The 20131-nt window shown below is 65.7% G+C and carries 19 protein-coding genes; 7 read left to right on the forward strand and 12 right to left on the reverse strand.

Annotated elements, in window-relative coordinates; translation table 11 throughout:
• Positions 1–2: 2 nt before the first annotated feature.
• From trpD to ACZ5AC_RS14185, 6 genes are all read left to right on the forward strand, one after another.
• Positions 3–1004: an anthranilate phosphoribosyltransferase gene (gene trpD / locus ACZ5AC_RS14160; RefSeq protein WP_464248222.1), complete on the forward strand. Its 1002-nt coding sequence runs from the start codon at positions 3–5 to the stop codon at positions 1002–1004.
• Positions 997–1770 (forward strand): indole-3-glycerol phosphate synthase TrpC, encoded by a 774-nt coding sequence (locus tag ACZ5AC_RS14165; RefSeq protein ID WP_464248223.1) that lies wholly within the window; start codon positions 997–999, stop codon positions 1768–1770. Before trpD ends, ACZ5AC_RS14165 begins: the two co-directional genes overlap by 8 nt.
• Positions 1767–2381 carry a phosphoribosylanthranilate isomerase gene (locus tag ACZ5AC_RS14170; RefSeq protein ID WP_464248224.1) on the forward strand — a complete coding sequence of 205 codons (615 nt, stop codon included), beginning with the start codon at positions 1767–1769 and terminating at the stop codon, positions 2379–2381. Before ACZ5AC_RS14165 ends, ACZ5AC_RS14170 begins: the two co-directional genes overlap by 4 nt.
• Entirely contained in the window at positions 2378–3616 is a 1239-nt protein-coding gene (trpB, locus tag ACZ5AC_RS14175; protein WP_464248225.1) for a tryptophan synthase subunit beta, read from the forward strand. The genes ACZ5AC_RS14170 and trpB overlap by 4 nt, the downstream gene beginning before the upstream one ends.
• Entirely contained in the window at positions 3606–4373 is a 768-nt protein-coding gene (gene trpA / locus ACZ5AC_RS14180) for a tryptophan synthase subunit alpha (RefSeq protein ID WP_464248226.1), read from the forward strand. The genes trpB and trpA overlap by 11 nt, the downstream gene beginning before the upstream one ends.
• 287 nt (positions 4374–4660) lie before the next feature.
• Positions 4661–6007, forward strand: a complete 1347-nt coding sequence (locus ACZ5AC_RS14185) for a glutamine synthetase family protein (RefSeq protein WP_464248227.1) — start codon at positions 4661–4663, stop codon at positions 6005–6007.
• A gap of 12 nt (positions 6008–6019) precedes the next feature.
• Here ACZ5AC_RS14185 and ACZ5AC_RS14190 read toward each other — a convergent pair whose 3' ends face one another.
• The 12 genes from ACZ5AC_RS14190 to ACZ5AC_RS14245 all read right to left on the reverse strand — a co-directional run bounded on the left by ACZ5AC_RS14190 (position 6020) and on the right by ACZ5AC_RS14245 (position 18707).
• On the reverse strand, positions 6020–6658 hold the full coding sequence (locus tag ACZ5AC_RS14190) for a tetratricopeptide repeat protein (RefSeq protein WP_464248228.1): 639 nt from the start codon (positions 6656–6658) through the stop codon (positions 6020–6022).
• A 190-nt stretch (positions 6659–6848) separates the two neighbouring features.
• The gene (zupT, locus tag ACZ5AC_RS14195) at positions 6849–7745 is read right to left on the reverse strand and encodes a zinc transporter ZupT (RefSeq protein WP_464248229.1); all 897 of its coding nucleotides are present in this window, start codon (positions 7743–7745) and stop codon (positions 6849–6851) included.
• A 132-nt stretch (positions 7746–7877) separates the two neighbouring features.
• Positions 7878–9113, reverse strand: a complete 1236-nt coding sequence (locus ACZ5AC_RS14200) for a sensor histidine kinase (RefSeq protein ID WP_464248230.1) — start codon at positions 9111–9113, stop codon at positions 7878–7880.
• Positions 9110–9508 carry a response regulator gene (locus ACZ5AC_RS14205; RefSeq protein WP_464248231.1) on the reverse strand — a complete coding sequence of 133 codons (399 nt, stop codon included), beginning with the start codon at positions 9506–9508 and terminating at the stop codon, positions 9110–9112. The genes ACZ5AC_RS14200 and ACZ5AC_RS14205 overlap by 4 nt, the downstream gene beginning before the upstream one ends.
• Positions 9505–11394, reverse strand: coding sequence for an ATP-binding protein (locus tag ACZ5AC_RS14210; protein WP_464248232.1), 1890 nt, complete (start codon positions 11392–11394; stop codon positions 9505–9507). Before ACZ5AC_RS14210 ends, ACZ5AC_RS14205 begins: the two co-directional genes overlap by 4 nt.
• 131 nt (positions 11395–11525) lie before the next feature.
• Positions 11526–12212: a DUF554 domain-containing protein gene (locus tag ACZ5AC_RS14215; protein WP_464248233.1), complete on the reverse strand. Its 687-nt coding sequence runs from the start codon at positions 12210–12212 to the stop codon at positions 11526–11528.
• A gap of 89 nt (positions 12213–12301) precedes the next feature.
• A complete protein-coding gene (locus ACZ5AC_RS14220) occupies positions 12302–14239 on the reverse strand; it encodes an N-acetylmuramoyl-L-alanine amidase (RefSeq protein ID WP_464248234.1) in 1938 nt (645 codons plus the stop codon).
• Positions 14240–14274: 35 nt separating this feature from the next.
• Positions 14275–16092 carry a glutamine--fructose-6-phosphate transaminase (isomerizing) gene (gene glmS, locus ACZ5AC_RS14225; protein ID WP_464248235.1) on the reverse strand — a complete coding sequence of 606 codons (1818 nt, stop codon included), beginning with the start codon at positions 16090–16092 and terminating at the stop codon, positions 14275–14277.
• A 1-nt stretch (position 16093) separates the two neighbouring features.
• The gene (gene rdgB / locus ACZ5AC_RS14230) at positions 16094–16723 is read right to left on the reverse strand and encodes an RdgB/HAM1 family non-canonical purine NTP pyrophosphatase (RefSeq protein ID WP_464248236.1); all 630 of its coding nucleotides are present in this window, start codon (positions 16721–16723) and stop codon (positions 16094–16096) included.
• 16 nt (positions 16724–16739) lie between these two features.
• Positions 16740–17579, reverse strand: a complete 840-nt coding sequence (locus tag ACZ5AC_RS14235; RefSeq protein ID WP_464248237.1) for a HesA/MoeB/ThiF family protein — start codon at positions 17577–17579, stop codon at positions 16740–16742.
• A complete protein-coding gene (locus ACZ5AC_RS14240) occupies positions 17576–17800 on the reverse strand; it encodes a MoaD/ThiS family protein (protein ID WP_464248238.1) in 225 nt (74 codons plus the stop codon). Before ACZ5AC_RS14240 ends, ACZ5AC_RS14235 begins: the two co-directional genes overlap by 4 nt.
• Before the next feature lie 202 nt (positions 17801–18002).
• Positions 18003–18707, reverse strand: a complete 705-nt coding sequence (locus ACZ5AC_RS14245; protein ID WP_464248239.1) for a molybdopterin-guanine dinucleotide biosynthesis protein MobB — start codon at positions 18705–18707, stop codon at positions 18003–18005.
• A 144-nt stretch (positions 18708–18851) separates the two neighbouring features.
• Here ACZ5AC_RS14245 and hisS point away from each other — a divergent pair, with 144 nt between their 5' ends.
• A complete protein-coding gene (gene hisS, locus ACZ5AC_RS14250; RefSeq protein WP_464248240.1) occupies positions 18852–20105 on the forward strand; it encodes a histidine--tRNA ligase in 1254 nt (417 codons plus the stop codon).
• Positions 20106–20131 lie beyond the last annotated feature (26 nt).

Raw genomic sequence — 20131 nt, forward strand, 5'->3', positions numbered from 1 at the left:
CCATGAACACCATAAGCCACATCCTCGAACACCTGACCACGGGCGCCGATCTCTCGACCCCCCAGGCCAGGGAGGCCTTCGACCTCCTGCTGACCGGCGAAGTCTCCCCGGTTCAGGCCGGCGCCTTCCTCATGGGCCTGCGCGCCAAGGGCGAGACGGCCGCCGAGCTCTCGGCCGCCGTGGACGCGGCCCTCGGTCAGGCCAAGCTCATCCCCGGCCTGACCGGCAAGCGCATCGACACCTGCGGCACGGGCGGCGACGGCCAGCACAGCTTCAATTGCTCCACGGCCGTGTCCTTCTTCCTGGCCGACATGGGCTACCAGGTCGTCAAGCACGGCAACCGCGCCGTGTCGAGCAAATGCGGCAGCGCCGACGTGGTCGAGGACCTGGGCTACCCCCTGGTCACGGACCCCGAGGCCGCACGGGCCGAGCTTGCCAAGCGCAACTTCGTCTTCCTATTCGCCCCGCACTTCCACCCGGCCTTCCGCCACGTGGGTCCGGTGCGGCAGCAGCTCGGCGTGCGGACCATCTTCAACCTCATGGGGCCGCTCCTGAACCCGGCCATGCCCACGCACCAAATTCTGGGCGTCCCGGACTTCCGCTTCGCGCCCATGATCGCCCAGGTCCTGGCCGGCAGGAAAGGGCTCGAACGCGCCGCCATCGTCCACGGCGCGGGCGGCTTCGACGAGCTGACCCCCTGCGGTCCGGGACAGGTCATCTTTGTCGAGCGCGGCACGATCCGCGAGGCGGTCATCGACCCGGCCGACTTCGGTCTGGCGACCTGCGTGCCCAGGGACCTGGCCTGCGCGGGCAAGGAAGAGGCCCTGAAGCTCCAGCGGCAGGTCCTGGCCGGCCAGGGGCCTCGGTCACTCCAGGACATGGTCACCCTCAACCTCGGCGTGGCCCTGCACATCCTGGAGGACGACCTGCCTCTGGACCTGGCCATGGACATGGCGCAGGCGAAAGTCGAACAGGGACTGTCCAGCGGAGCGCTCCATGCTTGAGAAATTCAGACAGGCGAAACAGGCCGAGATCGAGCACTTGAAGCGCCTGCGTGACGCAGGGCATGTGCACGCGGCCTATGCAGGACACAGAGCCGGCTTCGGGGCGGCTCTGACCCGTCCCGGCTCCTCGGGCATCATCGCCGAGTACAAGCGCGCCTCCCCGTCCAAGGGCGACATCAACCTCGGCGTCCCGCCCCGCGAGACGTGCGAAGGCTACGCCCGGGCCGGGGCCTGCGCCCTCTCCATCCTGACCGAGAGCCGCTACTTCAAGGGCGACCTGTCATTCCTGGCCGAAGTGGCGCCCATCGGTCTGCCGCTCCTGCGCAAGGACTTCATCATCGACCCGCTGCAGGTCGAAGCCACGGCCGCCACGCCGGCCTCGGCCATCCTGCTCATCGTGCGCATGTTCGAGGACCAGGACGATCTGGCCTATCTGCACGGGCAGTGCATCTCCCTGCGGCTCGAACCAGTCGTGGAGGTCTTCGACGAGCTGGACCTGGACCGGGCCAAGGAACTCGGGGCGCGCATCATCCAGGTCAACAACCGCGACCTGGACACCCTGGCCACGGACCTGAGCCGCTGTCTGGACATGGTGCGGCGCAAGGAGGAAGGTGAAATCTGGATCGGGGCCAGCGGCATATCGACCCCCGAACAGGTCCGCGAGCTTCGGGCCGCCGGGCTGGACGCCCTGCTCATCGGCACGGCCCTCATGCAGCACGGCGACCCGGGCCGCGGGTTGGCACAACTGGCGGGAGGACAGCCATGATCGTCAAGGTCTGCGGCATGACGCGTCCCGAGGATGTGGAATTCTGCGACAATTTGGGCATCGATCTGCTGGGCTTCATCTTCCACGGCCCGAGCCCGCGGAACGTGGAACCCGGCTGGGTCGCGACGCAGAAACCGCGGCGCGCCCTCAAGACCGGCGTCTTCGTGCGGCAGGGAGTGGACGAGATCGGCGGCATCGTCCGCGAGGCGGAGCTCGACCTGCTACAGCTCCATGGCGGGCACACCCCGGAGCAGTGCCGGGCCCTGGGGCCCGAGCGGGTCATCAAGGCCCTGTGGCCCAAGCGCTACGCCACGATCGAACTGCTGCTCGCGGACATGGAGCTTTTCGCCCCGGTCTGCCGGGCCATTCTCCTGGACAGCGGCACCAGCGGCGGCGGCCACGGCACGAGCCTCGACCCCGCGGAACTGCGGCGACTGAAGTGCCCCCACCCCTGGTATCTGGCCGGGGGGCTTGGGCCGCACAACCTGGAAACCATGAAAACCACCGGCGCGGCCGGCTTCGACCTCAATTCCGGCGTGGAAAGCGCGCCCGGAATCAAGGACCACGAAAAGGTCCGCCGCTCCGTCAACATATTGCGAGGAAAACCATGAGCAGAATTTCCGACATGCTCCCGCGCCACTTCGGCCCCTACGGCGGCCGCTATGTGCCCGAGATGCTCATCCCGGCCCTGGAGGAACTGGAACAGGGCTACCTGCGGTACAAGGACGACCCCGAGTTCACGGCCGAACTGGCCGACCTCTACCAGAGCTACTGCGGCCGCCCCACGCCCCTGTACTTTGCCGAGAACCTGACGCGCGAACTGGGCGGCTGCAAGATCTACCTCAAGCTCGAAGGCCTGGCCCACACCGGCGCGCACAAGATCAACAACGCCCTGGGCCAGGCCCTGCTGGCCAAGCGCCTGGGCAAGACCAAGGTCATCGCCGAGACAGGCGCGGGCCAGCACGGCCTGGCCTCGGCCACGGTGGCCGCGCGCTTCGGCCTTGAGTGCAAGGTCTTCATGGGCGAGGTCGACGTCCGCCGCCAGTACCCCAACGTGTACGCCATGAAGCTTCTCGGCGCACAGGTCGTGCCCGTCACCGACGGCACGAAGACCCTCAAAGACGCGGTCAACGCGACACTGAAATACTGGATTCAGAACCTGAAGGACACGCACTACATCCTGGGATCGGCCCTGGGCCCCTTCCCCTATCCGGTCATGGTCCGCGACTTCCAGTCAGTCATCGGCCGCGAGGTGCGCGCCCAGATCATGGAACGCGAAGGCAGGCTGCCCGACCATCTGGTGGCCTGCGTGGGCGGAGGGTCCAACTCCATCGGCCTCTTCCACCCCTTTCTGGAGGAAAAGGGCATCCGCTTCCACGGCGCAGAAGCCGGCGGGCGCGGGCCGGCCGTGGGCGACAACGCGGCCCGCTTCGGATCCGCGCCCAAGGTCGGCATCGTGCAGGGCTACAAGAGCTATTTCCTGCAGAACGAGAGCGGCCAGCTGCAGGACACCCACTCGGTCTCGGCCGGCCTCGACTACGCCGGCGTGGGCCCGGAGCTGGCCTGGCTCTACGACCGCAAGGTCATCGAGTTCGCGCCCATCACGGACGTCAAGGCCCTGGACGCGTTCAAACGGCTGACCCGGCTGGAGGGCATCATCCCGGCTCTGGAATCGTCCCACGCCGTGGCCCGGGCCATGGAACTGGCCCCGACTCTGCCCAGGGAAGAGATCATGGTCGTCAACATCTCGGGGCGCGGCGACAAGGACATCTTCATCACGGCAATGGAACTCGACCGCGACAACTGGATCGCCTTTCTGGAGAACGAGGTGCGTCATGGAAAATAGAATCGACAAGGCGCTCGAAGGCGCGCACGGAATCCAGCTCATGACCCACGTGGTGGCGGGCTACCCGAGTCTGGAGGCCAACGAGGAACTGATCCGGCTCATGGCGCGGCGCGGCGTGCGACTCATCGAGATCCAGATCCCCTTCACGGACCCCCTGGCCGACGGCCCGACCATCATGCGCGCCAACCAGGCGGCCCTCGATGCCGGGATCACGCCCGAGCACTGTTTCGCGCTCTGCGAAAAGCTGTCCAGGGAACTTGACGTGGCCTTCATGTTCATGACCTACGCCAACATCCCCTTCGCCATGGGCCTGGAGCGCTTCCTGGACAGAGCGGCGGCCAGCGGGGCCAGCGGGGTCATTCTGCCGGACCTGCCCTGGGACGAGGCTGACGGGGATTATGCGGAGATGGCGCGGGCGCGCGGCCTGCACCCGGTCATGGTCATTTCGCCGGACACCGAAGGCCCGCGACTGGACGCCGTCCTCAAACGCGCCTCGGGCCTGGTCTACACGACGCTGAAGGTCGGCATCACCGGCGCCGGCGCGGCCATGGACCAGGCAGGGGTTGATTATGTGAGGGGCCTGAAAACAAAGGCCGGTCTTCCCATCGCCGCGGGCTTCGGCATCTCCAGGCCCGAACACGTGCGCATGCTGGACGGCCTGGCCGACGCGGCCGTCATCGGCAGCCACATCATCAACCTGATGGACGCCGGTGGGTTGGCGGCCGTGGATGAATTCCTGGCGGCGTGCGGGGGGTGATCACGTCGTGGTGGTGTGCGGGTTCCGTTCGTGGTGGTGTAGGGGCGAAAAATTTTTCGCCCCTACGCGCATCGCCCGGCAACCACACCACGCCCATGGCCCGGCAACGGTTGGTCGTCATAATCGTGCATCGCCAATTTCCCACGCATCAACCGTATCCGTAGGGGCGAAAAATTTTTCGCCCCCCACGACCATTTTCCAATTTTGCAAATCAGCCCCAAAAACAAGACAAGCCCTCCGCTCTTTGCTAGGTTCCGCCCAGCAAATCACCATGCCCGGAGGAGAACATGCCCGAATATCCCATCTTCAACTGCAAGAATTCCGACGACGTCATCAAGGCCGTGCGCGAGCACCGGGTCGAGCTGGTCCAGTTCTGGTTCGTGGACGTGCTCGGGACGCTGAAGAGTTTCCAGGTTCTGCCTGGAGAGCTGGAGGCCGCCTTCGAGGAGGGCATGGGTTTCGACGGCTCGTCCCTGGAGGGTTTTTGCAGAATTGAAGAAAGCGACATGATCGCCATTCCGGACCCGGCCACGTTCCAGCTGGTCACCTGGCGACAGACCTCCGCGCCCATCGCGCGCATGTTCTGCGACATCCTGGAGCCAAGCGGACAACCCTTTGCCGGGGACAGCCGCCACTGCCTGAAGCGCAACCTGCAGGCGGCCGCGAGCAAGGGCTACTCATTCTATGTCGGGCCGGAGCTGGAGTTCTTTCTCTTCGAGAGCGCCACATCGCCCAAGCCCCTGGACGCGGGCGGCTATTTCGACGCCCCGCCCCTGGACCTGGCCGGGGACATCCGCCGCGAAACCATCTCCTGCCTGCGCTCCATGGGCATCGGCGTCGAGTACGGCCACCACGAGGTCGCGCCCAGCCAGCACGAACTGGCCCTGCGCTACGCCGACGCCCTGAAGATGGCCGACACGGCCATCACCTACCGCGTGGTCGTCAAGGAGATCGCCCGCCAGAACGGCTGCTACGCGACCTTCATGCCCAAGCCCCTGTACGGCGAGAACGGCAGCGGCATGCACGTCCACCAGTCCCTGTTCAAGAACGGCCGCAACCTCTTCTACGACGCCGACGGCGACCACCACCTGAGCCGCGAGGCCCGGGCCTACATCGCCGGCCTCCTGCGCCACTGCAGGGAGTTCACGGCCATCACCAACCAGTGGGTCAATTCCTACAAGCGCCTCGTGCCCGGCTTCGAGGCCCCGACGAATATCGCCTGGGCCCGCCGCAACCGCTCGACCCTGGTCCGCGTGCCCATGTACAAGCCCGGGAAGGAGGCCGCCACCCGCGTGGAACTGCGTTCCCCGGACCCGGCCTGCAACCCCTACCTGGCCTTCGCCTGCATGCTGGCCGCGGGCCTGAAGGGCATCGAGGAGAACTACGCCCTGCCCGCCCCGGTGGAAGAGGACATCTACGTCATGTCCGCCGCCCAGCGCCGGGACCGCGGCATCGAAAGCCTGCCCGGGAGCCTGGAAACCGCCCTGGAAGCCATGGCCGGCAGCGCCCTCATCCGCGAGGCCCTGGGCGAGCACATCTTCACCAAATTCGTGGAAAACAAGCGCGTCGAGTGGGACCAGTATCGTTCGCAGGTCACCAACTACGAACTGGAGCGCTACCTGCCCAGACTGTAGGGAAAAGCCGGGTCAGGACCCGCCGCCCGGCGCAAGGAGCCGAGGCCCGGCACCATTCGAGGCAGGCTCCCCGCCCATCTGCCTGAGCATGTCTGCAACGAGCCGCCCCTCGGCGTTCGTCGCCTGCGGGTTGATCAGCACCAGCTCCTGCCAGGCCTTGATGGCGCCGGCCTTGTCGCCCATGTCGTGGAAGAGGACCACCCCGGTGTTCATCCGCGCCGTCTCATGGCCGGGATCGATGGCGATGGCCTTGGCGAAGCAATCCAGGGCCACCTGATACTCGCCCAGGGAACGGTGCATGACGCCCTTGTCCGTCAGAACATTGGGGTTGTTTGGATTGATTTCCAGAGCCCGGCCGTAGGCTTCGATGGATTTCTCGTGCTGATGCGTATCGAAGTAGAGGTTGCCGAGGGTGACCCAGGCCTTTTCGTCGCCGGGGTTCCGGGCCACCCGGTCGGCATGGACCGCTATCTGATCCTCCAGGCTGTTACCCCGCTGCGCCTGGACGGGCGCTTTCTCCGCGGTGGTGTGCACCGCCGTCGTCAGCACGCCTCCAATCAGGGCGCCGGCAAGCAGAAACACCACGCCGTAGACCAATGGGTTGCCCTTTGGCGCGGGCTGTGACGCATTCTTTTTTCGGCTTTTCGCCATATCTCCTCCTTCCTGGGTTGGATCGCGGCGCTGGCGCTTCGGCGCATCCGGCCGCGGCCTCGCGCACAGCACGATTCACGCCAACGGGAGAATCAAGGCTCCACACGCCCCGGATAAGGGTCGTACGCGCGGGAACGCGCAAGGGCCTGCACAAAACCGGCTCGTCCTGCCGAAAAATGCACATCGGGAATCAGCGCATGAGCAGCAGGCTCAGCGCCATGACCACCATGCCGCCGAGCAGCCCGAAGAGGCTGTCGTGCCCCTGGCCGTAGGCCCGGCTGGTGGGGAGGAGTTCGTCGAGACTGATGTAGACCATGATCCCTGCCACCCCGCCGAAGAGGATGCCCGTCAGCTGCGGCGGCAGCACGCCGCCGGGCCCGCCGGCGAAGAAGAGGATGGCCAGGTAGGCGATGCCTGCCCCGACGGGCTCGGCCAGGCCGCTCAGGAAGGAATAGAGGAAGGCCTTCCGGCGCTTTCCGGTGGCGTAGTAGATGGGCACCGAGACGCTCACGCCCTCGGGGATGTTGTGCAGGGCGATGGCCACGGCGATGGCCACGCCCAACTGCGGGTCCTCAAGGGCGGCCAGGAACGTGGCCAGGCCTTCGGGGAGGTTGTGGATGCCAATGGCCAGGGCCGTGAACAGGCCCATGCGCATGAGTTTCTTCTCGTAGCCGGGCTGGGGCTGGACAGGTGCCTTGGACGGGCAGCGGGTGTTCTTGGCGATATCCCACAGGGACGAGCTTTTGCCGTGCAGCTTGTCGGCCTCGGCCTCAGGGGGGATTTCGTGTGGGTTGGCCTCCTCGGGAATGAAATTGTCGATGAGGCCGATCACGAGCATCCCGCCGAAAAACGACGCCGCATTGACCCAGTGCCCGACCGGGTCGCCATAGTGGTCGACCAGCGCGGCCTGCCCCTTGAAGAAGATCTCCACGAAGGACACGTAAAGCATCACACCGGCCGAAAAGCCTGTGGCCACGGAAAGGAAGCGGTAGCTGGAAAGTTTTGCCGTGAAGGCGATGATGCTGCCGATCCCCGTGGCCAGACCGGCGAAAGCCGTCAGGCCCAGGGCGAACCAGACTTCGGACATGTGTCGCTCCTTGGTGCGTCGAGCCGCGTAGGGATCGAGTTCCGGATCATGATTCCGGTCGGAATCCTATGCCTGCGAGGGTACGGGAACAAGATGCCGCACCGGCTGAAACGATGTTGACGCACGAGAGGCTCATGCATCGTCCGGAACCGTAGCTCCGGCAGCCTGCTCGGGGTCCCTGGGCAAGGTCAGCAGGAAGACCGCGCCCTGTCCCGGGCTCGTCTCCAGCAGGATGGTGCCTTTCAGCGTCTGGGTGACGAGGTTGTAGACGATGTTCATGCCCAGGCCCGTTCCCCCCGAGCCGCGTTTCGTGGTGTAGAACGGGTCGTAGATTCGGTCCCTCTGCTCCTTGTCCATCCCCACGCCCGTGTCCCGGTAGGACAGCGCCACGGCTTCGCCCACCGGCTCGACCTTGATGAATATTTCCCCCGGCAGGCCGTCGGCGAAGCCGTGGATCAGGGAGTTCATGATCAGGTTCGTGACGATCTGCATGATGGCCCCGGGGTAGGAGTCCAGGGTCAGGCCCTCGGGGCAGTCCATGTGCACAGTGTGCGGAGTGCGCTTGAACTGCGGGCGCAGGCTGACCAGAATCTGCTCCAGGTAGCTCTTGAGTTCGAAGGACCGCTTTTCCTCCGAACTCTGGTCCGCGGCGACCTTCTTGAAGCTCTGCACCAGCTCGGCCGCCCTTTCCAGGTTGGTCAGCACCGAGGCCGACGACTCCTCGGCCAGCGTGAGGTATTTTTCCAGGTCGGAGCGCTTCATCTCCCCCTTCTCGTACAGATCCCGCAGTTGACGGGTCCGCTCGGCGAGGAACGACGAAGCCGTGACGCAGACCCCGATGGGGGTGTTGACCTCATGGGCGACACCGGCCACCAAGTCGCCCAGGGCCGCCATCTTGGCCGAATGGATCATCTCCTTCTGCGTGCGGTGCAGCTTGTCGAGGGATTCCTCCAGGCTCTGCTGGTATTCGCGGTTCTGGCGCAGCAGCCGCGCCCTGTCCAGGCAGGACTGCACCGAATGCAGCAGAATGTTCATGTCCTGGATGGGCTTGATCAGGTAGTCCCACGCCCCGCGGCGCAGGGCCTCGACCACGTCGCGGATGTCGCCCGCTCCGGACACGACCATGATGGGCGTCTCCGGGGCGATCTCCCTGACCCGGGCCAGGACCTGCAGACCGTCCATGCGCGGCATGCGCAGATCCACCAGGACCATGTCCGGACGGTTCGCGGCAAAGACCTCAAGGCCCTCCTCGCCATCCCTCGCCTGCAACACGACGAAACCGAAATCCTCGAGAAAATTGGCCAGGCTCTCGCGCACGAACTGGTCGTCGTCGATGCTCAGCACAACTGGTTGCGCTTTGGTCATCATGAACCAGCCTCCGCCAGTTTCCTCCGGATGGCCCGTTCGAATACGGACATGTCCAGGACCGGCTTGAAAATCACCTCGCGCTCCGTCAGACCGATGGCGCGCAGTTCCGGGTCCAGCTGAAAATCCGTGGAGCCCGTGTGGATCAGGAAGCGGACGCCGGGTCGGAGCGCATGGAACGCCTTGATGAACGCGAGCCCGTCCATGCCCCCGAGCCGGATGTCGACCACCGCCACGACAACGGCGTCCAGGCCGTCCATTGCAAGGGCCTCTTCGCCGCTCTCGGCCTGCAGGGTCGAAATGCCGCAATCCTCCAGGTACTCGCCCAGGCTTTCCCGAATGGTCGGCTCATCGTCCAGGAGCAGCACCCTGCGTTCTTCCCGCTCGCCCGCCGTCATCGAAGGGCTCCCTCGACAATCTTCACGCCGGGAGTCAGCGGCAGGATGACGGTGAACGTCGTGCCCTGCCCCGGGACGGACTCCACCTCCATCTGTCCGCCGTGATTCTCAACGACGATGAAATACGACACCGACAGCCCCAACCCCGTGCCCTCGCCCACTTTCTTGGTGGTGAAGAACGGCTCGAATATCCGCTTGCGCAACTCTTCGGGCATGCCCGGGCCGTTATCCGAGATATCGATACGCACGGCGTCGCCCCATGACCTGGCGCGCAGGACGAAACAGGCCTCGCCCTGCCTCGCGGCCATGGCCTGGGCCCCGTTGCGGATGAGGTTGAAAAATACCTGCTGGATCTTGCTCTCCTCGCACGGCACGAAAGGCAGACCGGCCTCGTACTCCCGGACGATCCGTATCCTGCGGAAATCATACTGCCTTTTCAGGTCGTAGTCGTTGGCCGCCAGCTCGACGGTCCGGTCCAGCAGTGCGCAGATGTCCACCTTGGCCATCTCGACGTTGCTCTTGCGGCTGAAGGACAGCATGTTCTCGACGATACGCGCTGCGCGCTGCCCGGACTCCATGATGGAGTCCATCATGCGCAGGCAGCCGCGACGGTCGAGGTAGGCGTGCAGGCTCTCCAGGTCGATCCCGACCTCGTCGGCCGCCGACCTGTTGGCCGGCAATTCCGGCGAGATGCGGTTGCGTATGACCTGGGCGTTCTGGAGGATGCCGGCCAGGGGGTTGTTGATCTCGTGGGCCATGCCCGCGGCCAGGCCGCCGATGGAAACCATCTTTTCGGACTGGATCATCATCTCCTCGAGGCGCACCCGCTCAGACACGTCGTCGATGCGCACCACGGCGCCCCGCACGCTGCCGCTCTCCAAGGGATAGACCGTGACGTCCACGTACCCGACCACGTCGCCGTCCTTGCGGGGCACCTTGGCCTCCTTGACAGGGACGCCGCCCTTCATGGCGGCCATGATCTGCTCCGTGGTCAGCGGAGCCTCGGGATACACGTCGGCGAACCGCCTCCCCAGCGCATCCTCGACCGGCACGCCCGTCATGCGCGCGGCCGGCTGGTTCCACTGCGTGACCCGTCCCGCCTCGTCCACGGCGATGAGGAGGGACGGCATGGAGTCGAGGATGTTGCGGATGTACCCTTCCGCCGCCTTGAGCTTCGCTTCCGCCTCCTCCTTCTGCCGGATGTCCCGTAGCAGGTTCTCGCGCATGGCGTTGAAGGCGTTGACCACGATGTCTATCTCGTCGGGCGTCCCGGAAGCCTTGTCGAGCACCAGGGGCTCCTGCAGCCTGTCGATGTTCAGCTCCGAGGTGTAGAGGGCCATCCTGCGCAGATGCCGGGTGACGAGCATGTGGACGATGGCCACGATGAGCACCGCCACGAGCATGAACTGCACGCCCTGGGTGACGACGATGACCAGAATCTTGTCCTTGATCCTGCCCAGGACAGCGCTCCTGTCTCCGGCCACTGTCAGGATTCCGATCTCCTCGGTGCGCTCGAAGGCCTGGTAGAGCAGGGGAAATTGCCGGATGACGAGGGTCTTCTCCTCGGCCTGCTCGCCGCGGAAGAACTCCAGCCCGTCAGGGGTGACCACGCGCGCGAACTTGACGTCGCGCAGGTCGAGAATGCCTTCGAGCTGGGATATGACCTGAGCCTCGTCGAGATGCCAGAGGGAACTTGTCAGGCTGGGCACGCGCGAGGAGCGGACCTGTTCGAGCTGCCCCTCCAGGACGTGGAGGTCCTTGCGGTAGTCGATGGTCAGCTGGACCATGGTCCCCAGGGCGGTGAAGAAGACGATACCCAGCAATATCCTGATCAGAAGCCTGCGGCCCAGCCGCCCGGCCCCCTGCGATCTCAGAAAGTGGGACAATAAAGTCATCCGCGCACCTGCCGTCCTCTCCGCAAAGATCGGCCGGGACATCCCGGCCATTTTCTTACAAAATCTAAACACAACGCGCGGGATTTGAAAAGCAAAACTCTATTCGTCCGCAAACAGCCGCATCAGCCCGAAAAGGCCGAGAGGAGCACGATGACCACAAGCGACGGCAGAAGACTCGAAAGCCGGATGACGGTCAGGCCCAGCAGGTTGATGCCGATGCCCAGGATCAGGGTGCCGCCCGTGGCCGTGAGCTGGGCGATGAGATAGTCCGAGAAGAGGCCCTGGAACGAGCCGGCGAAGATGGTCAAGAGCCCCTGATAGACGAGGACCGGCAGAGCGGAGAAGAGCACGCCGGACCCGTAGGTCGAGGCCAGGGCGATGGAGGCGAAGCCGTCCAGCAGGGCCTTGGTGAAGAGGATCGAATGGTCGCCGCGGATGCCCTCGTCGAAGGAACCCAGAATGGCCATGGCCCCGATACAGTAAATCAGCGAGGCGTTGACCATGCCGTCCACGAACCGGGTGTTGGAGGAGCGCACCAGCCCTTTGAGCTTGTCGGCCAGCCCGGCGAAGCGGTCCTCAAGGCTCAGGGCCTCGCCCACGACGCCTCCGATGAGGACGCTCAGCACCACGAGCAGCCCGTTCTTGCCCTGCAGGGCCATCTGCACGCCGATGACCAGCACGCAAAGGCCCAAACCCTGAAAAACGACCTGACGCATCCTTTCCGGAAGACGGCCGTGCAGCAGCATCCCGAGCGCGCCCCCGACCAGGATGGCCAGGGCGTTGATGACGGAACCGAGAGGGAAAACCATGACATGAACTCCATTATGCTCGCGATGAAAAAAGAACCGCCCCGTTCCGCAGGCAGGGAACGGAGCGGGAAAAGACACGCCGGACGACTTCAGGATTTGCCCGACCCGCTGAGGGCGAAGCGCTCCAATTTATTCTTGTAGGCCACCACTCCGGAGGCCAGGCCCTTGGCCATTGACGCAAGATAGGCATCGGAACCCAGCTTGGCCGCCTCTTCGGGATTGGTCAGATAGCCCATTTCCACGAGAATGGACGGCATCCGCGCCCCGGTCAGCACGTAAAAGAAAGCTCCCTTGGCGCCGTGGCTCGCCAGCGCGTATTTGGGGCGCACGGCGCGCAACGTCTCCCGCTCGACCAGGGAGGCCATCTGGCGGGACTCGTTGATCTTGGAATTGAGCATGAGATCCGACAGAATGAACTGCATGTCGCTGATCTTTTTGGCCGAGACCCCGTTCTCCCGCGCCGCCACGCGCACTGCCTGGGCGTCGGTCGCCAGGTTCAGGTAGTAGACCTCGAGGCCTTTGACCGAGGCTTCCTTGATGGCATTGCAGTGCAGGGAAATGAAGAGGTCGGCGTTCTTGGCGTTGGCCATGGCCGTGCGCTCCTCCAGGGGGATGAACTTGTCGCCGGTGCGCGTGTAATGCACTTCGAAGCCCTGCTGCTGCAGTTCACGGCCCAGGATCCTGGCCATGCGCAGGTTGATGTCCTTCTCCTCCAGCCCGTTGGCCACGGCGCCTGGATCCTTGCCGCCGTGCCCGGCGTCGAGCATGATCGTGCGGACCTTGAGGCCGAGCTGCTCGACCAGGGAGCCGGCGTATTTCTTCTGCTTTGGCGTGACATCGATCTGCGGGGCCTCTTCCTTTGCCGCCGCGCCCTGCGCCGGCGAACCGGACTGCTTTCCGCTTTTGGCCTGCTTCGGCGCCTTGGCCGGCTCGGGAACCGACTTCGCGGCCGGGACATCCTTCTTCGCCGCGCTTTTGGCCTCCAGTTCGGCCAGGGCCCGTTGCACGTGGTCGACCTCGGGCTCCTGTTTCCCGAGAGGCTCCTCCACCTGAGTCGCCGCGGAATCCTTTGTGCGCACCCCGTTTCCGCCGGTGGCATAGATGTCGAGCACAACCCGGTAGGGTTCCGGCAGGGTGAAAACCCGGTAATGATCCATCTGCATGAGGTCGAACGTGATCAACGCGCCGCCGCCCGTATCCGGGCCGACCAGAATCTGCGACAGGATGCCGTCGCCGATGGTCCGCGCGGGCATGACATCCGCGGCGATATCGGTCCGCTGCAGGGTGATCTGCAATTGCTTGTTGCCGTTCTTGGCCTTTTCGACCAGGGCGCGCTCGTACTTCACGTCGCCCGTCACGTCCATGACCACGCGCGTGTAGTCGCTGCTCGACCAGTGCCGGATCCCCAGAAGAGTCGACTCCCCCTTTGCTGGGGCGGCCTTGGCCGCCGGCTCGGGGGCGGACTTTGACGAGGGTGCGGGTGCGGAGGCGGGAGATCCGGCCCGTGACGCAGCCGGAGATTCGGTCTGTTTCGACCCGGCCTGAGCCTGCGCGGCGCCGGCCATCTGCGCAAGCATCTCGCGCGACTTGGGCACCATGTCGCCTTTGGGGTAGGCTGCCACGACGCCCTTGAAAAACCCTTCGGCCTGGACCGGATCCTTGGCAAGTTCCAGCCAGACCATGCCCTTGCGGAACATCGCGTCGTCGGCCCAGCCGTGCTTCGGGAAGACTTTGAGCAGGCGGTCGTAGGCCTCCAGGGCGCCCACGCGGTCGGCCTTGGCAAAAGAGCGTCGGGCCAGTTCCTCGAAGGAGCGCCCCAGGAAAAACATGCACTTCGGCGCATACTCCCCTTTGGGCTCCGCCGCCAAAGACCGCTCGAAATGCTTCATGACAGCCTGCCACTCCGCCCGCAGCCCCGCCCGCTTCTCGTTTCCCAGAAGCGAGTTGAAGGCGCTCACCCCGCGGGCGTAGTCATCCTTTGCCGCGGCCGATGCAGCCACGGCAAACCCGAGGACCAGTACGGCCATCAAAACTGCTTTCAACGCAAAACGCACGAAAATCACTACTCCACTGTCACGCTTTTGGCCAGGTTCCGGGGCTGATCCACATCCTTGCCCAGGTACACGGCCATTTCATAGGCGAAAAGCTGCACTGCCGGCAGCACCAGGAAACTCTTGAGCGGCCCCCAGACCTCGGGCAACACCCAGGGGTCTTCGACGGCCGGGGCAGCGCCCGGGTTGACCAGGGCGATGATGCGCCCGCCCCGGGCTTGCACTTCCTGCAGGTTCGAGGCCACCTTCTGCAGCAGCTCGTCGCCCAGGGCCATGGCGAAGGTTGGGAAGTGCGGGTCGATGAGGGCGATGGGCCCGTGCTTCATCTCGCCGGCGGCGTAGCCTTCGGCGTGGATGTAGGAGATTTCCTTGAGCTTGAGGGCACCCTCCAGGGCCATGGGAAAATTCTGGCCGCGGCCGAGGAAGAAGAAGCTCCTCGCGTCGGAATATTCCTGGCTCAGGCTCCTGGCCTTTTCGCGGATGGCCGGCAGTTCCATGCCGAGCCGCTCCGGCAGCTGCGGCAGGTCTGTCAGGCAGCGCTCCAGGACGCCCTCGGGGAGAGAGCCTTTCCGCACGCCCCAGGACAGGGTCATGAGCAGCAGCAGGACCATCTGGCTGCACATGGCCTTGGTCGAGGCCACGCTGATCTCGGGCCCGGCCTGGGTGTAGACCACCTGGTCGGACTCGCGGGCGATGGACGACCCGACTACGTTGCACAGGCCCAGGATCGGCACCCCCGCCTCGCGGGCGATGCGGATGGCGGCCAGGGTGTCGGCCGTCTCGCCCGACTGGCTGATGGTCAGAACCAGGTCGCCGGGCAGGAAGACGCTGTCGCGGTAGCGGAACTCCGAAGCGATCTCCACCTGCACGGGGATGCGCGCCCAGGATTCGAGGAGGTACTTGGCCCACAGGCCCGCATGGTAGGACGTGCCGCAGGCCACTATGGTCAGGCGGCCCGGGACCTCCAGGGCGTCGAGCTCCGGCAGGACCACCCGGCCCTTCTGGATGCGGCCGGCCAAGCAGTCACGGATGACCTTGGGCTGCTCGAAGATCTCCTTGAGCATGAAATGCTTGTACCCGTCCTTCTGGGCGGCCTGCACGTCCCAGGAGATGTGCTTGACCTCCTTGGCCTTGGGCGCAAGCGTCACGGCGTCGAAGACCTGCCACGAGCCGGCGTCGATCTCGACCAGCTCGCCGTTGTCCAGAAAGACCACCTCGCGGGTGTAAGGCAGGAAGGCCGGGATGTCCGAGGCCAGGAAATTCTCGCCCGTGCCGATGCCCATGAGCAGGGGGCTGGCCTTGCGGCTGGCCCAGATCTTTCCAGGGTGCTCGCGCGACAGCAGGGCGAAGGCGTAGGCCCCGTCGACCTGCGAAAGCGCCCAGGAAATGCCTTGGCGCACGTCTCCGGTCAGCCGCACGCCCTTGGCGATGACGTGGACCAGCACCTCGGTGTCCGTCTCGGAATGAAAGACGTGGCCTTCGGCCATGAGTTCGGCCTTGAGCTCGGCGTAATTCTCGATGATGCCGTTGTGGACCAGGGCGAAGCGCCTGTCGCCGTCCATGTGCGGATGGGCGTTGCGCTCCACGGGCAGGCCGTGGGTGGCCCAACGGGTGTGGCCGATGCCGCAGACCGAGGAGGCCGTGTCCAGGCCCGCGATCTTGCTGTCCAGGGCGCCGAGCTTGCCCTCGGCGCGGATGACGTGCAGGCCCTGCGGTTCCTCGTAGGCCACGCCGGCCGAGTCGTACCCGCGGTATTCAAGACGGCGAAGGCCCTCGACGATGGCCGGGATGGCCGGACGATGCCCCGTGTACCCGATGATTCCGCACATGCTATTTCTTCTCCATCTCGGCTTGCGCCCGTTTCCAGAATTCCGGCCAGCCCCCGAGCAGGTCTCGCAGGGCCAGTCCTCTGTGGCTGCGGGCGTTCTTGACCGGCGCGTCCATCTGCGCGGCCGTCAGGCCCAGTTCCTCGTCGAAAAACACCGGGTCGTAGCCGAACCCCTTGTCGCCGGCCGGGGCATGCGTCACCCGTCCCTGCCATTCCCCTCGGCCGACCAGCTCCTGCCCTTCGGGCGTCGCGGCCAGCATGACGCAGGCGAAGTGGCAGCCGCGCCACGGGTCCGGCACATCCTTCAGGGCAACCAGCAGTTTGGCCACGTTCTTTTCATCCGTGGCGTCCTCGCCGCTGTACCGCGCCGAGTAGACGCCGGGGGCCCCGTTCAGGGCATCCACGGCCAGGCCCGAGTCGTCGGCCACGGCCACCAGCCCCGTGGCCCGGGCCACGGCCAGGGCCTTGATGCGGGCGTTGTCCTCGAAGGTCTCGCCCGTCTCGGGGATGTCCCCGATGTCCGGAAAATCTTTGAGGCCCAGCACCGTCATGTCCGGCTGCAGTTCCTTCAGCATGGCCGACAGCTCGCGGATCTTGCCCGCGTTGCCCGTGGCCAGAACGATCGTGTTCATTGCATTGTCCCGTAACTTATTCAAGATCATACATTTCAAAAGAGAAGGAGGTGAGATCCGCGTGCAGCATGCGCCCGGCCAGGGCCAGTTCGCCGTGCAGCAGATAGCGCGACGCCTCGGCGGCCATGAGCGCCGCCGCCAGGGACACGGCCGGGGCCAGGCTGCCCAGGGCGTGCTCGGCGTCGGCGGCCGCCGCATCGCCCCACATGAGCGAGATGCCGCGCTTTTCGGCCGTTTCGCTGCCCACCACCGCGGTCCAGCCGGCCACGGCCCCGGCCACCACCGGGATGCCGCGCTCCAGAGCCGCGTCGTGCAGTGCCATGCGCGGGGCGATGCCGCCCAGGGCATCCACCACCACGTCCACACCCTGCAGGACCTGAGGCAGGTTGGTCCGATCCAGAAAAAATTCCAATGGGCGCACCTCGACCAGCGGCGCGATGCGCGCGGCCCGCTCGGCGCCCACGCGCGCCTTGTTGCGGCCCAGATCGTCCACGGACGAGAGCAGTTGCCGGTTGAGATTCGATTCCTCGAACACGTCGCCGTCGGCCACGTCGATGCGCCCCACGCCGAAACGAGCCAGGAGTTCGAGCACGTAGCCGCCGAGCCCGCCGGCGCCAACGAGCAGAACCGAGGCACCCAGAAGGCGCGCCTGCCCCTGCGGCTCCACGCCGTGCAGGCATTTGAGCAGGGGCAGGGGCTCGACTCCGTGCGCAACGCAGCGCAAAGCTCCCTCGCGCAGGGACAGTCCTTCCCTGGCGCACAGAGATTCCAGCTCGGACAAGGAAACCGTGCGCACCTTGCGCTGCTCGTCGCGCCCGCTCAACCGTTCCAAGTCCAGCTCAAAGGAAGAACTCATCCCCCGCCCACCGCCGGGAAGATGCCCAACTGATCGCCGTCGGCCAGGGGCGCGTCCATTTCGGCATGCTTGCTGTTCACGAAGACCAGCTTCACATCGGCCGGGGCAAGCCCGATGCCCGTCAGCGCGTTCTCCACGGTGCCGCCGGCGGGCAGGGTAAGGACCCCGCCTTCGGGGGTGTGGTCACTCAAGGTGGCGAAACATTTGATGCGTACCTGCATGGTCATCCCTGATGCCGGCATCGCCCCGGGGCTGCCGGCCGTTTTCCGGGTTGCGTTTCCGGAGGGCCACAAGCCTGGCGCGTCCTCCGGGAATATCGGAGCATCTTTGCGGACCGCGGGTTCCGAGTCAATAGGCCAGAACATGGCAAAGCGCCTTCCGGGAGCCACGCCGGAACGTTTCCCCGAACCCAATCGGACGCGTCTACTCCAGGACGATCTCCACTCGCTGTCCCGGCACGTTCCCCTTGAGCTCCGTCAGCAGCCCGCGGATGGTGTTCGTCACGAGCCGGTCCACGAAGGGATTGAGGGCCAGACGCTGCCCCCCTACCCGCACCACGAGCTTGGCGTTCATGGCCTCGCAGGCCATGGGCGCGGCCGTGCCGGCCACGATCTCGCGGGCCAGTTCGAGGCAGGAGTCGCGGCCGCAGGCCCCGCAGTCGAGGCCGGGCAGGGTGAAGGCGCGGCTTTCGGCCAGGGTGGCCAGTTCGGCGACGGACGAGGCACGCGGCACGCCGGGCAGGGAGCCGGAGCCCCAAGTGGCCAGGGCCAGGCCCTGTCCCAGGCCGGACTCGTCCTCGTCCGCGCCCAGGGTCACGAACCGGGGCAGCCAGGTCAGGGACTTGCCGCCCTCGACCAGCACGATATCGGCTCCCAGCAGCGGAAAGATGTCCTGCAGCTGCCGGGCGCTGTTCCAGAGCAGCGTCGTTGTTTTCGGCCCGATGCCCGCTACGCTGACGCATTCCTGCGCGAACCTGGCCGTATCGGTCCCGTCCAGATCCAATCCGTGATGCGTGAACTTCACGGCGGCGACCCTGCGCCCCCGCGCGGTCAACTCCCGGGCGAGTTCGAGGACAAGACTTGTTTTGCCCGTTTTCTTGAACCCCACCACAGATACGGCCTTGAACATCGCTCCTCCGTCTTTGACAATCGATCGTTCATAAACTAACCAGTGCTGTTTCGCAGCGTCGCGCCCGCCTTGTTCATTGCCGGCCGTTTCCGGGAAAGCGGCGCGCTCCTCCATCCCAAATTCGCCAAGGACACATATATTTCTATGTCTAAAATTCAGAAAATTAAAGGCTTTTCTGACCTCTTCAGCCCGGAGAGCGCCGTCCACACGCACATGGAGAACCTGGCCCGCGAGGTCTTCGCCACCTACGGCTGCCAGGAAGTTCGCGTGCCCATCCTGGAGAAGACCGAGCTTTTCGCCCGCTCCATCGGCGAGGAGACCGACGTGGTGCAGAAGGAGATGTACACCTTCGCCGACCGCAAGGGCCGCTCCCTGACCATGCGCCCCGAAGCCACGGCCGGGGTGCTGCGCGCCTTCATCGAATCCGGCATGTACGCGTCCGAAGGGTCCACCAAGCTCTTCGCCTGCGGCCCCATGTTCCGCTACGAGCGCCCCCAGAAGGGCCGGCTGCGCCAGTTCCACCAGCTCGACGTCGAGGTGCTCGGCACCGACGCGCCCCAGGCCGACGCCGAGGTCGTCCTCATGCTCTGGACCTTCCTGACCAAGCTGGGCCTGAAGAACCTGGCCCTGGAGCTCAACTCCCTGGGCTGCCCCGAGTGCCGCCCGGTCTTCCACCAGCGCCTGCGCGACTTCCTGGCCGGCGTGGACCAGTCGGCCCTGTGCGAGGACTGCCGCCGCCGCTCCGAAACCAACCCCCTGCGCGTGCTGGACTGCAAGGTCCCGGCCTGCAAGGAACTGGTCGCCGGCGCGCCGAGCATCGCCGACTCCCTCTGCCCGGGCTGCGCCGAGCATTTCGCCCAGGTCCGCGAGATCCTGGACAGCGCGAAGCTCCCCTACCGCCTGAACGACCGGCTGGTGCGCGGCCTGGACTACTACCAGCGCACGACCTTCGAGGTCGTCTCGGGCGAGATCGGCTCCCAGAGCGCCGTGGCCGGCGGCGGCCGCTACGACGGCCTCATCAAGCAGCTCGGCGGCCCGGACCTGCCGGGCATCGGCTTCGCCTGCGGCATGGAGCGCCTGGCCCTGCTCTACGGAGAGGCCCAGACCCCGGCCCCGGACTTCTACCTGGCCGTGCTGGATTCCCGCGCCCTGAACACCGCCCTGCTCCTGGCCCAGCGCCTGCGCGAGCGGGGCTTCGCCGGCGAGGTGTCCTTCGAGGCCAGGAGCATCAAGGCCCAGATGCGCCAGGCCAACAAGCTCGGCGTCAAGACCTGCCTGATCCTGGGCCAGGACGAGATGGACAAGGGACAGATCGTGGTCAAGGACATGGCCACGGGCGTGCAGAAGACCATCGGACAGGACGACCTTGAACAGGCCCTTGGGCTGCGCAAGCCCTAGGCTGACTGCTTAAAACTCGAAATGCG

This window comes from Desulfomicrobium aestuarii (genome assembly GCF_055385525.1).

Excerpts from the sequence above, each read along its gene's own strand:
- trpD (WP_464248222.1), top strand. The coding sequence starts at position 3 with ATGAACACCATAAGCCACATCCTCGAACACCTGACCACGGGCGCCGAT.
- ACZ5AC_RS14165 (WP_464248223.1), top strand. The coding sequence starts at position 997 with ATGCTTGAGAAATTCAGACAGGCGAAACAGGCCGAGATCGAGCACTTG.
- ACZ5AC_RS14170 (WP_464248224.1), top strand. The coding sequence starts at position 1,767 with ATGATCGTCAAGGTCTGCGGCATGACGCGTCCCGAGGATGTGGAATTC.
- trpB (WP_464248225.1), top strand. The coding sequence starts at position 2,378 with ATGAGCAGAATTTCCGACATGCTCCCGCGCCACTTCGGCCCCTACGGC.
- trpA (WP_464248226.1), top strand. The coding sequence starts at position 3,606 with ATGGAAAATAGAATCGACAAGGCGCTCGAAGGCGCGCACGGAATCCAG.
- ACZ5AC_RS14185 (WP_464248227.1), top strand. The coding sequence starts at position 4,661 with ATGCCCGAATATCCCATCTTCAACTGCAAGAATTCCGACGACGTCATC.
- ACZ5AC_RS14190 (WP_464248228.1), bottom strand. The coding sequence starts at position 6,658 with ATGGCGAAAAGCCGAAAAAAGAATGCGTCACAGCCCGCGCCAAAGGGC.
- zupT (WP_464248229.1), bottom strand. The coding sequence starts at position 7,745 with ATGTCCGAAGTCTGGTTCGCCCTGGGCCTGACGGCTTTCGCCGGTCTG.
- ACZ5AC_RS14200 (WP_464248230.1), bottom strand. The coding sequence starts at position 9,113 with ATGATGACCAAAGCGCAACCAGTTGTGCTGAGCATCGACGACGACCAG.
- ACZ5AC_RS14205 (WP_464248231.1), bottom strand. The coding sequence starts at position 9,508 with ATGACGGCGGGCGAGCGGGAAGAACGCAGGGTGCTGCTCCTGGACGAT.
- ACZ5AC_RS14215 (WP_464248233.1), bottom strand. The coding sequence starts at position 12,212 with ATGGTTTTCCCTCTCGGTTCCGTCATCAACGCCCTGGCCATCCTGGTC.
- ACZ5AC_RS14220 (WP_464248234.1), bottom strand. The coding sequence starts at position 14,239 with ATGGCCGTACTGGTCCTCGGGTTTGCCGTGGCTGCATCGGCCGCGGCA.
- glmS (WP_464248235.1), bottom strand. The coding sequence starts at position 16,092 with ATGTGCGGAATCATCGGGTACACGGGGCATCGTCCGGCCATCCCGGCC.
- rdgB (WP_464248236.1), bottom strand. The coding sequence starts at position 16,723 with ATGAACACGATCGTTCTGGCCACGGGCAACGCGGGCAAGATCCGCGAG.
- ACZ5AC_RS14235 (WP_464248237.1), bottom strand. The coding sequence starts at position 17,579 with ATGAGTTCTTCCTTTGAGCTGGACTTGGAACGGTTGAGCGGGCGCGAC.
- ACZ5AC_RS14240 (WP_464248238.1), bottom strand. The coding sequence starts at position 17,800 with ATGCAGGTACGCATCAAATGTTTCGCCACCTTGAGTGACCACACCCCC.
- ACZ5AC_RS14245 (WP_464248239.1), bottom strand. The coding sequence starts at position 18,707 with ATGTTCAAGGCCGTATCTGTGGTGGGGTTCAAGAAAACGGGCAAAACA.
- hisS (WP_464248240.1), top strand. The coding sequence starts at position 18,852 with ATGTCTAAAATTCAGAAAATTAAAGGCTTTTCTGACCTCTTCAGCCCG.